Consider the following 12,671-nt stretch of genomic DNA (forward strand, 5'->3'; position numbering starts at 1 on the left):
CGCTGTCGAAGCAAAGACTGCGACCGCGGCTCAATCGCAACTCGATCATCCCAGACGGTTCCTGACGGTCCTCACCGCGCTCGATCTCCACGGCATTCATGTCCAAAGGAACAAACACCGCATTCGCGGACGGCGACAACAGTCCCTTCTTCTTCAGTTCACTGCGCCAGGTGTAAATTGCTGCCGCGTCACATCGTGCCGATGAGCCACCTCCGTGACCGTAGCGCCAGAAACTCCAACCGACATGACAATGTCGAGCTTGTGTTCACCACCCCCCCGACGCCGCCGTTCCTGCCCAGGAATTTCGACACGCATCCCATACCTCGCCGAAGGCTTACGACGTCGTTAAAGACGTGTCTTAGGCCATCAAGGCCCTATTCGGCAGGCGGCAACAATCGGGCGGTTACATCGCGTCGTTGATCGAGACGTGCAAACTCAATGCCGTCGATCCGCTGGCCTATCTGACCGCAACGCTAACTGCCACCGTCTCCAGCCACACGCAGAACCGGATCGATGAGCTGCTCCCCTGGGCGTATCCGATTCTATCCAGCCAGCGTCATGACCGCCCGAAAGCGCAAGCGAATATCTCCACACAAACGCACATTCAGTTAAAATTGCACGCAGTAGATGTATGATTTTTTGACCCTCTCTAGTTATTCCTACGGTCAACCAGGGGGCGATATGCGCGTTCTATTTATCCTCGTCGCAACAGTGATCGTAGCAGGTGGCCTGATCGCCACGATCAAAGTATCCAATATAGAAGACCCCAAACGGATACTGGCAAACTACCGTATGATCCGCAGACAACACTTCAGAGATTGGAGTCTGCAATCTTCCAATGCGTCCCAGATAGCGCTAAAAGCGCTACTGGCACGCGATTTACAAAAGCTATCATTGCGCCATTCTATGTGAAAGTTGCTGACCTTCGGATGGAGGGAGCGCCCAAAGACAGCTTTAGCGCGCAGATTCAAAAATGGATCATAACCAATCATCCGGAGCTTTTGACTAGCCTCCCAGATGAAGACTTTCTTGAATTGGTCGGCTACCTCAAGAAAATTGGAGAAGACGACGTCGAGAACTGCATCCTCTCGGCCGCGATGTCGAGCGACAGAAGCGTCAGAGGAGGCGCAGATGACTGGCACCTTCGCCTCTAACCGCCTACGCTATGGCCCCGGATTTATTGGTCTGCGGCTGTTCGCGATCGTTTTTGACCACAGGAATAGTCCGATGCTCATGGGAGAGCTGTGTCAAGTTGAGGATGTTGTCCCTCTTTTCGGCCTCGATTTCCAAAACCTGCTGAATCCCGGCCCATGCGCGCGGCTTACTGCCTGCCGTTGTCTACTTTCATGGGGGCGGCTGGGTCATGGGTGACCGGAACACGCATAATCATTTGATCCGCGAACTCTCGGCACAGACAAACTCCGCGGTGGTATTTGTCGAATACGACAATGCCCCAGAGGTGAAGTACCCCGAAAATAACGAGCAGGCCTATGCGGCACTCGAGTACGTCGCCAAGCATGCCATCGCGTTCGATATCGATGCTGACAAAGTTGCCGTCGCGGGCGACAGCGCGGGCGGCAACATGGCGGCAGCCGTCACGCTGCTATCCAAAAAGCGGGGAGGCCCCAGGATCGTTCATCAGGTGTTGTTCTACCCGGTGACCGATGATGTCTCGGAAAATCTGTCATATCGGCAGTTCGGAGAGGGGCCATTCCTGACCCGCAAAGCAATGGACTACTTCCTGGACGCGAACTTCCCCAGTGAGCAGCGCGATGATGTGTTGGCCTTCCCACTAAAGGCCACCGTAGAGCAACTCGAGGGGTTGCCAAGTGCGACGGTTATCGTTGCAGAAAACGATCTGCTCCGTGACGAGGGGGAGGCTTACGCCCGCAAACTGTTGCAGGCTGGCGTCGCTGTCACGTCGACGCGATATATCGGCACCATTCATGACTTCGTGATGCTGAATGCCCTCGCCGACAGCGGGGCCGCCAAGGCCGCAATCGCTCAGGCAAGCAACGAACTACGCGCCGCGTTCGCGAAATAGAAAGTGAAATCGAATTGCCGATCCGGCCGGGTGACGTTGCTGTCTCCGGCCGGGATTGCCTGCAGAAGGGCCTCAGTGCAAGTGCTCGAAGAGCCTAGTCTAAGGGTCTTTGACGGCGAAATGAGAGCCCACAATCCGAACACCGGATCCCAGACTGGTGCTTGGACCGCATAGCGGACGACCGCTCTGCTTAGGGTCTTGATCTCAATAGTTTCCAGGCTACCAGGATCAAATTGAGCAATACGAGATGACCGTCGTCGTTCGTGCAGGACACTTTTACCGACCGCCACAAGGTCGTCAGCCAAGCGCTAGTCGTGACTTCGCCTCGGTGCCTCAACATCTTACCGCTGCGGAGAGCTTCGGTTCCCCCCCAAAGGATTCCGTCATGTTCGCGGCTGTCCTTAACAACGGCTCGATCATCTTTCGTATAAACGGCTCATCCACACGTGAGCGAGGCCCGGCAAGCGTCACCGCGCCGAGCAGCGTATCGCCCGGGCCGAAAACCGGCGCAGAAATGCCGACTGTCTCGGGATCGCGCTCGCCTAGCGAAATGTGAAAGCCATTTTTGCGGATCGTTTCATAGGGCTCGCCCGGTTGGCCGGAGAATGCCGCGAGCACCCTTCCACCGGAGCCGGCGGACAGTGGGAGCACGTCACCTTCCCGCACGGTGTAGCGGATCGCATGCTTCGCCTCGATGCGGTAGAGACAGGTTCTGACGTCTCCGGCAAGCACATAGAAGGCGACGCTCTCTGAACTCTGGTCATTCAGCGCGCGCATGTGTGGCAACAACACCTCCGCGGTGACCAACGAGCGCTGATAGATCGAGCCTAATCTGAAGGCCGCCGGTCCAATCCGATAGCGACCGTCATCTAGTCGCTCCATCAGACTTGCCCGCAACAAAGAGGCAAGAAGCCGCAGGATCGTGCTCTTGTACAGGCCGGTTCGCGAAGAGATTTCCGCGAGCGTCAAAGAGCGATCCGTCACCGTAAAGGCATTCATGATTGCAATGGCGCGATCAAGCGCGGCTACCCCCTCGGACGGTCCGCTTGCCTCTGGCTGTGGGTTTTTCGTGTTCAATGCGGCGATCCTAAACGTTTCCGATTCTCCTATCACCAAGATTTCTGATTGCAAATCGTTCTGTCTAGCAGAACTAAATTCTATTTGACAGAACGATGATCCTCTGCGATTTGTACGCCCCGGGTCGGGAGGACCCACTTTCGACGCTGTCCGTGGCGTCATACCGGGAGGAAGCAATGCTAAATCGACGTCATCTACTGGCTTACGCCACTGCTTTTGCAGCCGTTACTCTTGTAGGCACGCTTGGCCTTGCGCAGGCATCGGACGCGCCGCAACTGCAGATATTCGTGCCGGCTGCCCCGGGCGGCGGATGGGACCAGACCGCCCGGACGATGGAACAGGTCCTTCGGGCCGAGAGCCTCATCTCCGGCGCGCAGATCACCAATGTCGGTGGCGCCGGCGGCACTGTCGGCCTTCCGCAGTTCATCAACCAGTGGAAGGGCCGCGAGAGCGCCATCATGGTCGGCGGCATGGTCATGACCGGCGCGATTATCGCGAACAAGTCGCCGGCGACCCTAGAGCAGACGACGCCAATCGCGCGCCTGACGGGCGAATTCCTGGCTCTGGTTGTGCCTGCCAATTCGCCGTTCAATTCACTTCAGGATTTCGTCGCGGCGCTCAAGGCAGATCCCACCAAGGTCCCGGTCGCGGGCGGTTCGGCCGGAGGCTCGGACCATATCCTTCTCGGCCTCGTTGCCAAAGCCTCAGGCGTGAAGCCGACTGATCTGTCCTACGTACCGTTTGCAGGCGGCGGTGAAGCGCTTGCAGCACTTCTTGGCAATCAGGTTGCCGCCGGCATCTCGGGCTACGGCGAATTTGCCGAACAGGTCAAGGCCGGCACGCTGCGCGTCCTTGCCATTTCGGCCGACGAACGGCAGGCGGGCATCGACGCGGAGACCTTCAAGGAGGCAGGGGTCGATGTCGAGCTGTTCAACTGGCGTGGTATCTTTGCACCTCCCGGCATCACCGAGGAAAACAGGGCCGCGTTGATTGCGATGATCGAAAAAATGGCGACGAGCAAGGCCTGGAAGGACGAGACGGACAAGCGCTCCTGGACGCCAATCCTTCTGACCGGAGAGGCCTATTCGCAATTCCTTGTCGAAGACACCGCGAAGATTACAGCGATCCTGAAGGACCTCGGTCTCGCTTCCTGATCCCTTCCCAAGAACGCAACCTAGCGGGCTGCCCGTAGTAGGGCCGCCCGCCGGAGGTCAAAAGATGCCCCCACGCACGCATTCGAAACCGGCGTTGCCCGAACTGACCCTCAGCATCGGCGTTCTGCTCGTCGCCGGCGTGATTGCCTGGCAGACCAGCCTCATGGCGGTCTCGCCTCTCTATGCCAAGGTCGGGCCGACGGTGTTCCCCTATCTGACGGCCGCCGGTCTGACGGTATTGGGCGTGTCGCTCCTGTGGACAGCCCTTCGCGGTGGGTGGCAGGACGAGGAAGAAAAGTCGGTTCCGCCCGATTGGCGATCCATCGCCTATGTCGCGGCCGGGCTCGTCGCCAACGTGCTCCTCATCGTCCGCGTCGGCTTCACGGCTGCCTCCGTCGTTATGTTTTTGCTGATCGCCCGTGGCTTCGGCAGCCGCCGCCCTTTGCGCGACGCAGCCTGCGGCCTGCTGCTCGCGCTTGCCGCCTATTTCGGCTTTGCCAAGGTGCTTGGTGTCAACATCGGCGGCGGTGTCGTCGAGAACCTTCTTGGAGGTTGACGTGGAAACCGTCAAACAACTCGCGACCGGTTTTGCTGTCGCCCTGACGCCGATCAACCTGCTCTGGTGTCTGGCCGGCACCACACTTGGGACGGCGATCGGCGTCCTGCCCGGCCTCGGTCCGGCGCTGACGATCGCGCTCCTTTTGCCGATCACCTACCAGGTCTCTCCAGAGGCGTCGTTCATCCTGTTTGCCGGCATCTACTACGGCGCCATGTACGGCGGCTCGACCACGTCGATCCTGCTCAACACGCCGGGCGAGAGCGCCACGGTCGTGACCGCGCTCGAAGGCAACCGCATGGCGCGCTCTGGACGGGCCGGAGCTGCTCTGGCGACTTCGGCGATCGGCTCGTTTGTCGCCGGCACTATCGGCACGCTCGGAGTCGCCTTCCTTGCTCCGGTTGTCGTCGGCATGGCGCTGAAGTTCGGACCGGCAGAGTATTTTTCGCTGATGGTCCTGTCGTTCGTCATGGTCTCGGCCGTGCTGGGTCCATCGTCGGTACGGGGCCTCACCAGCCTGTTTGTCGGCTTCTTCCTCGGCATGATTGGCGTCGACATGCAAACCGGGCAGGCGCGCTTCACCTTCGGCGTGCCCGAACTGCTCGACGGCACGAGCATGATCGTCGCGGCAGTTGGCCTGTTTGCGGTCGGCGAGACCCTCTATGTCGCCGGCCGTCGTTATGCCGGTAAGGATGAGATCACACCCTTGCGCGGCTCGCTTTACATGACGCGGGCAGAATGGGCGCGCTCTTGGAAGCCATGGCTGCGCGGCACGCTCATCGGCTTCCCGATCGGCTCCATGCCGGCCGGCGGCGCCGAAATCCCGACCTTTCTCTCCTATGCGATCGAAAAGAAGCTGTCGCCGCACCGGGACGAGTTCGGAACGACGGGCGCCATCGAAGGAGTTGCTGGTCCGGAAGCCGCGAACAACGCCTCGACGGCCGGTGTCCTTGTGCCGATGCTGACGCTCGGGCTTCCCACGTCTGCAACAGCGGCGATCATGCTGTCAGCCTTCCAGAGCTACGGCATTAACCCCGGCCCATTGCTGCTTCAGACGCAACCGGCGCTCGTCTGGGGACTGATCGCCAGCCTGCTGATCGCCAACGTCCTGCTGGTGCTCCTCAACCTGCCGCTGATTGGCCTTTGGGTTCGCTTGCTCAAGATCCCGCCGCCCTTGCTCTATGGTGGCATCCTCGTCTTTGCGACCATCGGCACCTACGGCATTTCCCAGTCCTCCTACGATCTGGTTCTTCTCTACGTGCTAGGGGCGATGGGCTTCCTTATGCGACGTTTCGATTTCCCGACGGCGCCGGTCCTGATCGGCATGATCCTCGGGCCGATGGCGGAGACACAGTTTCGCCGGACGATGACGATCTCCAACGGCGATTGGTCGGTCTTCGTTACGCACCCAATCTCGCTGTCGCTGCTCATACTCGCTTTCACGGCGTTGATTGGACCAAAACTGTGGAAGCATTTTTCGGATCGTCGCGCGGCGTCGGTTGAACATTCACCTGCGCTTGACCAAAGGAACAATCGATGACGAAAAAACTCCTCGACGGCCTGCGCATCCTGGACCTGACCAATGTGCTCGCGGGTCCCTATTGCGCATATCAGCTTGCCCTCCTCGGCGCCGATGTCATCAAGGTCGAAACGCCTCTGGGAGGCGACCTTGCCCGCCAGCTTGGCGCTTCTGCCCAACTCAACGCGCAGGGCATGGGCGCTTCCTTCCTCGCCCAGAATGCCGGCAAGCGCTCCATCGCTTTGGATCTGAAGAGCGAAACCGACAAGCAGCACTTTCTTCAGCTTGTCGCGACCGCCGATGCGCTAATCGAGAACTTCCGACCCGGGGTCATGGAGCGGCTGGGGTTCGGCTACGATACTCTGAAAGTGGTACGTCCCGATCTTGTCTATTGTGCCATCTCGGGCTTCGGCCAGGACGGCCCGATGCGCAACAACCCGGCCTATGATCAGATCATTCAAGGCCTTTCCGGGATCATGAGCATCACCGGCACGACCGAGACCGCGCCATTGCGGGTGGGCTATCCCGTGGCCGACACGCTAGGTGGCCTATTCGGTGCGTTCGCGGTTGTGTCGGCTCTATTGCGCAGGTCACGGTCGGGTGAAGGCGCCTTCCTCGACGTGTCGATGCTCGAATGCACCCTAAGCGCGCTCGGCTGGCCGGTCTCCAACTATCTGATCTCAGGCGTGGAGCCGGCGGCTATGGGCAATGAGAACATGACGGCGGCCCCTTCGGGCTCCTTTGTCACGGGAGACGGCCTGCTCAACATCGCGGCGAACAAACAGGAACAGTTCGTTGCGCTTTGCGACGAAATCGGCCTGCCTGAACTCGCCAACGATCCGCGCTTCGAAAAGCGCGACGAGCGCAAGCGGCGGCGCGGCGAACTGAAGCTGCTGATCGAGCAGGCATTGGCGCAAGCGCCAGCGGTGGAATGGGAGCGGCGCTTCAATCGGCGCGGCATCCCGGCAGGGCGGATACTCACGATCCCGCAGGTACTCGCCGAAGACCAGGTTATCAGGCGGAAGCTGATGACGACATTCTCCGCAAGTGACGGAGCTGATCGTTTGACCGTCGTTCGCGGCGGGTTCCTGGTCGACGGCGAGTCGCCTGTGCCATCACGACGGCCGCCGAGGCTTGGTGAACAGACGGCCGAGATCCTCGCTGAGATCGCCGCACAATCGACCATTAGGATACACGCATGAGTGAGCAAGGCATGGAACAGGGGCGCCAACGGGCCGAGGACTGGTGGCGGACCGATATTATCGAGATGCGCCCCGGCGTCATCCGGCTGCGCGGCCACGAGATCCAGGATCTGATCGGGAACATCAGCTTCCCGGCGATGATCTGGCTGATGTTGCGAGGTGCACTGCCGACAGAAGATCAGGCAGGACTGCTCGGCGCGGCTCTGTCGGCCGCGGTCGATCATGGCCCTCAGGCGCCCTCGATCGCGATCGCGCGTATGGCCGCGACATGTGGCGTCGGCATAAACAATGCAATGGCCTCGGCGATCAATGTGCTGGGCGATGTACACGGCGGCGCCGGTGAACAGGCACTGGTATTTCTGCAGGAAATTACCGCCGACGTCGACACCAAGGGCCTGCCGCAGGCAGTTTCGGACCGTCTTGAGCGATTTTTTGAGGAGAGCAATGGCTATGTGCCGGGACTTGGCCACCGCTTCCATCCCGTAGATCCGCGAGCACCGAGGTTGCTCGAGATCACGAAGACCTACGCCGAAAAAGGCACCGTCGCTGGTAAACTGGTCAATATAGCGGTCGAACTCGAGCGCCAGGTTGCTTTGCGCAAGGGCAAGCTCATTCCTCTCAACATTGATGGCGCCACCGCAGTCGTCTACGGCGAACTTGGGTTCCCTGCGCCTCTCACACGGGGGCTGTTTGTATTGTCCCGCTCTGTCGGGATTCTGGCGCATGCATGGGAGCAATCTCAACAACCCGAACGCAACAAAGGCCCGTTGCCACGTGAATGGCTGTGGCGCTACCCTGTTGATTGAAGTGGTTCAAGCCTTCTCATGGGTCGAAAGCAGCCGATCCAGATCTCATGAAGATGGAGGCTTAGTAATCCCTGGGCCGCTGATTGCCGCGTTCTTTGGCGACTAACTCCATGGGATTTCACGATCTCCCTAATCGCTTTTGTTGCGGAGCTAAAGTGTGAAACCAAAAAGTCGCCAAGCGAAGCAACGGAGTTGGACAGAGCAACAGCTTCCTTTTTTGCATCTCGCTGTCCCAGTTGGAAAAAAGGAGATGCGAGCGTCGACGACCTGACCGGCCGAGAAACGCTCTGGAGGCTGTTGGGTGCGGTCAAGCGTCAGGTCAAGCGCCAGGTCAACGCGGTGGATGAACGATGTGACGTCTGAATGGCCGTCGAGTTTGACTCCGATACAACCACCGCAATGACTTCAGTGCTTGCGCAGTTCTCCGGAGGTGGCTGCATCGCTGACGGCATCCGTGCCGAGTTGCTTGATGTCGAGCGAGATACGCTCCTATGCGCTGGCCGTGGTTTATGAACGGCGCTCAAAATGTCCCTCGGACCGGATCCATTCAAGCTTGCGACCTACCAGATGCCTTCTGCGACGTTTCTCCTTGCTCCCTGGGCGTGTTGAGGGCTGCGCCGCCTTACATTCCGACAAGGATACAGGCGCCGATTCGGTGCAACTGGGTCCAGGCCGGCGCCCCGCGCGGGCTGCAACGTCCCTGAGCAGGGCCAGCCAACTCGGCAGCCCGGCGGCGGGCTCCTCGGGAACGATAAAATCCGGCGTCGCAGTCGCGGCGAACGACGCAATCGAGGCATCCACCTCAATACGCGTTGACAGCAAGCCAATAATCAGCATACAATCTTTTGTGCCGCCAAGAATGATGCGTTTGTGATAAAAGTCTGCTGCGGAGGTTCGGCAGACATTGTCTTCGCTTCATTGTGCCGGTGGCTCACGCTTTTAGGGAGGAAAAGCATGAACATCATTTACAAGGCGTTGGCTGCGGCCACAGTTGTCGCGGCAACCGCGCTGACAGCCTCAGCGCAGGAGTTTCCGACAAAGACCATTACAATCATCGTGCCGTTCTCAGCCGGCGGATCGAGTGATATCGGCGCGCGGCTCGCGGCGGAAAAACTGTCGGCGAGTATCAGGCAGCCGGTGGTGGTCGAGAACAAGACAGGTGCCAACGGCCAGGTCGCGGTCAACGAGTTCATGAGCAAGGAGGCCGATGGACATACCCTTTTGTGGGTCAGCCACGGTATCGTCGCTATCAATCCGGCACTCTATAAGGATCTAAGTTACGATCCGCTCAAGGATTTTGAGCCGATTACGCTTGCATTTACATCGACGCATATATTGCTTGTGCCGACCGATAGCCCGTTTAAGGCGCCCGCCGACCTCGTGGCGGCTGCCAAGGCGAAGCCCGGCGAGTTGACTTTTGCCTCTGTGGGGGTCGGTAGCGGCTCGCATCTCGTTGCCGAAATGTTCAAGACGGAGGCCGGTATTTCCGCCGAACACGTGCCTTATAAGGGCTCGACTGATGCTCTGCCCGACGTCATTTCCGGTCGGGTCAGCTATTTCTTCGACGGACCGGCCAACTCGCTGGGGATGATCAAAGAAGGCAAGTTACGTGCCCTGGCCGTCACCGATACACAACGCGCGGCTTACTTGCCGGGCGTTCCAACCATGGCGGAGGCAGGCTTTCCAAATTCGCAGCTCAATGCCTGGTTTGGCCTGGTCGCCAAGACGGGCACGCCTAAGCCGATCATCACCAGGCTGCACGCCGAACTGGTCAAGGCCTACAGTGACCCGACAGTCGTCGCGAAGATGGCCGACATCGGCACTACGGTGCGTCCAAGCGCCTCGCCAGCCGAGTTCGCCGACATGTTCAAAAGCGAACACAAACGCCTTGGCGCTGCCGTCGTGGCTGCGAACGCAGTTCAGTGAGCGCAGCTCGATAGCCGGCGGGTCTGAACGACGTGCCGGCATCGTCAAGGGCGCCGCCACCCTGTGGCGCCCGAAGTTACCTGGCAGGAGAGTGGGAGTGAAAGCATGGCATTGACCGGCAAGGCGGCAGTCGTTCTCTGGACGACGATGCAGGACCGTGAGGCGCACGACGATTGGCATTCGCATGAGCATCTGCCCGAACGGGTCGGCATAGACGGTTTTCTGCGCGGTCGAAGGTGCGCGGCACTCGATGCAACGCTTGCCCACTACTTCGTCATTTACGAAGTTGAGGATCTCGATGTGATGACGTCCTCGGGCTATCTCGCACGGCTCAACAATCCAAGTGATTGGACCGCGCGTACCATGAAGAGAGTCCTAAACGTCAACCGCACACTGTGCGAAGTCGCCACAACTGCCGGTGCGGGAGTGGGTAGCGAGGTTCTGACGGTGCGGCTTTCCGCGCTGCCAGGATATGAGGCTGCATTGACGCAGTTCCTGTCCGAGAAGCTCTCAGATCTCGGCACGTGCCCTGGCCTTGTCGGCGCGCATCTGTTGAAAAAAACCGAAACCGTCCGGCCCGAGACGAAGGAACGCGAACTGAGACAAAGGCCTGATGACAGCGAGGACTGGGTGCTGATCCTGGAAGCCTATGACGCTACGGCATTGGACGACTTGGCCAAGGGGAAATTCAGTCCGGCCGCATTGATCGGGGCGGGTGCGGCGCCGACACCTCTCGCGGACCGCTATCGCCTTGCGCATCTCTTGGAAGACAGCGAAATGAAGAGGAGCACCCGATGAGCGGACCCAGAATCATTGCCTTTTCCGGCAGCGCCCGCGAGGGGTCGTTCAACAAGCTTTTGGCCAGCGAGGCCGCCGCCCAGGCGCGGGACCTCGGCGCGACCGTGACGCTGATCGACCTGAACGAATTCACCATGCCGGTATATCACGCCGATGAAGAGCGCCGTGACGGCACGACACCCAATGGACGGCTGCTCCGGCGCATGTTCATGGAACACGACGGCTTTCTGATCGCATCGCCCGAAAACAACGGCTCCGTGTCGGCCCTGTTGAAGAACACCTTCGATTGGGTCTCTCGCGCAGACGATGGTCTGGCGGAGAAGGTCGCTTTCTCCGGCAAGGTTGCCGGTATCATGGGCTGCACGACGGGGTACTTCGGCGCTCTGCGCCAAATGGCGCATCTGCGCGACATCCTCAGCAGCATGGGCACGATCGTGCTGCCTGAGCGTGTCAACATTCCGAACGCTCGCGAGGCGTTTGATGCAGACGGCCACCTGACGACCGATGCGGCACGCGCAAGCGTCAGCGCGCTGGTCAAGCGGCTTGTTTTTGTCACAGACAGGTTGCGTTCCGACGCGCCTGTCCCGCGCGTTCCGCTTCAAAGGACATTGGCATGAAACTCTGCCGCTTCAACGATAACCAGGTGGGTCTGATCAAGGACGATCGGATCATCGACATAACCGCCCCGGCCCGTCGCATCGAAAAATGCAATGCGGCCCTGCGCTGGAGCGATCCACTGATCGCCGGGCTCGGCGAATTGTCCGATGTGCTGGATGGCGACCTATCGCATCTGCCTTGGGTTCCAGTCGGCACGGCAAAATTGCTGTCGCCGGTTTTTCGACCCGGCAAATTGATCGGAGCGCCCGTCAATTACCAGGCGCATATCGATGAAATGCATGCCAGCAATGTCTCACCCGGCCATGACATTCCCGATATCAAACGGGCGGGACTGTTCCTGAAGGCTACATCTTCGCTGGTCGGCGCGTCCGAAGGCATCGCGCAGCGCTTCACCGACGAACGCACTGACCATGAGGTCGAGCTCGCCGTCGTCATCGGTCGAACCGCGTCCGACATCGGCGAGGACGTTGCGCTTGACTATGTCGCCGGCTACGCGCTTGGCCTCGACATTACGCTTCGCGGCGCCGCAGACCGTAGCTTCCGCAAATCCTTCGACAGCTACTCTGTTCTTGGCCCTTGGTTGACGCTGGCCGACGAATTGATCGATCCGGATCACCTTGAGCTCAGGCTCACGGTCAACGGCATCGTCCGTCAGGCGACCAACACCGCCGATATGAAACTGTCTGCCGCCGGCATCATCGCCTTCGCCTCGCGGCACTATACGCTCTATCCTGGCGACGTGATCTTCACCGGCACGCCGCAAGGTGTTGGGCCGATCCGACCCGGCGACAATCTGGTGGCGGCCTGCGAGGATCTCGGCGAGATGGAGGTTGCGGTGCGCGCGTATCAGCCATGGCAGAACCCGCAACCGCAGCCGTTGTTGGGCGGCATATCCCGGCTGCACTAGCGCATTCCGCCGGACTGGTCTTACCAGTTCCTCAGGAGGGTCGGAGCCGGCCACAAGGGGCGGC

Annotated in this window: 11 protein-coding genes and 2 pseudogenes; 11 read left to right on the forward strand and 2 right to left on the reverse strand. The window is 59.9% G+C overall.

The window, feature by feature from the left end; genetic code table 11:
• Window positions 1-407 precede the first annotated feature (407 nt).
• Both ABIE33_RS17925 and ABIE33_RS17930 read left to right on the forward strand, forming a co-directional pair.
• Window positions 408-539, forward strand: a pseudogene (locus ABIE33_RS17925) (transposase domain-containing protein); the annotation flags it as partial.
• A gap of 761 nt (window positions 540-1,300) precedes the next feature.
• The gene (locus ABIE33_RS17930) at window positions 1,301-2,044 is read left to right on the forward strand and encodes an alpha/beta hydrolase (protein WP_429127957.1); all 744 of its coding nucleotides are present in this window, start codon (window positions 1,301-1,303) and stop codon (window positions 2,042-2,044) included.
• A gap of 333 nt (window positions 2,045-2,377) precedes the next feature.
• Here ABIE33_RS17930 and ABIE33_RS17935 read toward each other — a convergent pair whose 3' ends face one another.
• The gene (locus ABIE33_RS17935; protein WP_429127510.1) at window positions 2,378-3,175 is read right to left on the reverse strand and encodes an IclR family transcriptional regulator; all 798 of its coding nucleotides are present in this window, start codon (window positions 3,173-3,175) and stop codon (window positions 2,378-2,380) included.
• Between the two features lie 122 nt (window positions 3,176-3,297).
• Here ABIE33_RS17935 and ABIE33_RS17940 point away from each other — a divergent pair, with 122 nt between their 5' ends.
• From ABIE33_RS17940 to ABIE33_RS17960, 5 genes are all read left to right on the forward strand, one after another.
• Entirely contained in the window at window positions 3,298-4,275 is a 978-nt protein-coding gene (locus tag ABIE33_RS17940) for a Bug family tripartite tricarboxylate transporter substrate binding protein (RefSeq protein WP_429127513.1), read from the forward strand.
• 64 nt (window positions 4,276-4,339) lie between these two features.
• Window positions 4,340-4,831 (forward strand): tripartite tricarboxylate transporter TctB family protein, encoded by a 492-nt coding sequence (locus tag ABIE33_RS17945; protein ID WP_429127516.1) that lies wholly within the window; start codon window positions 4,340-4,342, stop codon window positions 4,829-4,831.
• Between the two features lies 1 nt (window position 4,832).
• Window positions 4,833-6,371 carry a tripartite tricarboxylate transporter permease gene (locus ABIE33_RS17950; protein WP_429127519.1) on the forward strand — a complete coding sequence of 513 codons (1,539 nt, stop codon included), beginning with the start codon at window positions 4,833-4,835 and terminating at the stop codon, window positions 6,369-6,371.
• The gene (locus ABIE33_RS17955) at window positions 6,368-7,552 is read left to right on the forward strand and encodes a CaiB/BaiF CoA transferase family protein (RefSeq protein WP_429127522.1); all 1,185 of its coding nucleotides are present in this window, start codon (window positions 6,368-6,370) and stop codon (window positions 7,550-7,552) included. The genes ABIE33_RS17950 and ABIE33_RS17955 overlap by 4 nt, the downstream gene beginning before the upstream one ends.
• Window positions 7,549-8,358, forward strand: a complete 810-nt coding sequence (locus ABIE33_RS17960; RefSeq protein WP_429127525.1) for a citryl-CoA lyase — start codon at window positions 7,549-7,551, stop codon at window positions 8,356-8,358. Before ABIE33_RS17955 ends, ABIE33_RS17960 begins: the two co-directional genes overlap by 4 nt.
• A 240-nt stretch (window positions 8,359-8,598) precedes the next feature.
• On the opposite strand, the pseudogene ABIE33_RS17965 reads toward ABIE33_RS17960, so the two are convergent.
• Window positions 8,599-8,847 (reverse strand): annotated as a pseudogene (locus ABIE33_RS17965) (30S ribosomal protein S1); the annotation flags it as partial.
• Between the two features lie 381 nt (window positions 8,848-9,228).
• On the opposite strand from ABIE33_RS17965, the gene ABIE33_RS17970 reads away from it, so the two are divergent.
• From ABIE33_RS17970 to ABIE33_RS17985, 4 genes are all read left to right on the forward strand, one after another.
• Window positions 9,229-10,284, forward strand: a complete 1,056-nt coding sequence (locus ABIE33_RS17970) for a Bug family tripartite tricarboxylate transporter substrate binding protein (protein ID WP_429127528.1) — start codon at window positions 9,229-9,231, stop codon at window positions 10,282-10,284.
• 105 nt (window positions 10,285-10,389) lie between these two features.
• A complete protein-coding gene (locus ABIE33_RS17975) occupies window positions 10,390-11,082 on the forward strand; it encodes a hypothetical protein (RefSeq protein ID WP_429127531.1) in 693 nt (230 codons plus the stop codon).
• Window positions 11,079-11,699: an NADPH-dependent FMN reductase gene (locus ABIE33_RS17980; protein ID WP_429127534.1), complete on the forward strand. Its 621-nt coding sequence runs from the start codon at window positions 11,079-11,081 to the stop codon at window positions 11,697-11,699. The genes ABIE33_RS17975 and ABIE33_RS17980 overlap by 4 nt, the downstream gene beginning before the upstream one ends.
• Window positions 11,696-12,607, forward strand: a complete 912-nt coding sequence (locus tag ABIE33_RS17985; protein ID WP_429127536.1) for a fumarylacetoacetate hydrolase family protein — start codon at window positions 11,696-11,698, stop codon at window positions 12,605-12,607. The genes ABIE33_RS17980 and ABIE33_RS17985 overlap by 4 nt, the downstream gene beginning before the upstream one ends.
• The last annotated feature ends 64 nt before the right edge of the window (window positions 12,608-12,671 follow it).

This window comes from Ensifer sp. 4252 (genome assembly GCF_050434565.1).
Classification (GTDB): domain Bacteria; phylum Pseudomonadota; class Alphaproteobacteria; order Rhizobiales; family Rhizobiaceae; genus Ensifer.

What these genes read in the sequence shown, in the direction of transcription:
- ABIE33_RS17940 (WP_429127513.1), top strand. Translation starts at nt 3,298, where the DNA reads ATGCTAAATCGACGTCATCTACTGGCTTACGCCACTGCTTTTGCAGCC.
- ABIE33_RS17945 (WP_429127516.1), top strand. Translation starts at nt 4,340, where the DNA reads ATGCCCCCACGCACGCATTCGAAACCGGCGTTGCCCGAACTGACCCTC.
- ABIE33_RS17955 (WP_429127522.1), top strand. Translation starts at nt 6,368, where the DNA reads ATGACGAAAAAACTCCTCGACGGCCTGCGCATCCTGGACCTGACCAAT.
- ABIE33_RS17960 (WP_429127525.1), top strand. Translation starts at nt 7,549, where the DNA reads ATGAGTGAGCAAGGCATGGAACAGGGGCGCCAACGGGCCGAGGACTGG.
- ABIE33_RS17975 (WP_429127531.1), top strand. Translation starts at nt 10,390, where the DNA reads ATGGCATTGACCGGCAAGGCGGCAGTCGTTCTCTGGACGACGATGCAG.
- ABIE33_RS17980 (WP_429127534.1), top strand. Translation starts at nt 11,079, where the DNA reads ATGAGCGGACCCAGAATCATTGCCTTTTCCGGCAGCGCCCGCGAGGGG.
- ABIE33_RS17985 (WP_429127536.1), top strand. Translation starts at nt 11,696, where the DNA reads ATGAAACTCTGCCGCTTCAACGATAACCAGGTGGGTCTGATCAAGGAC.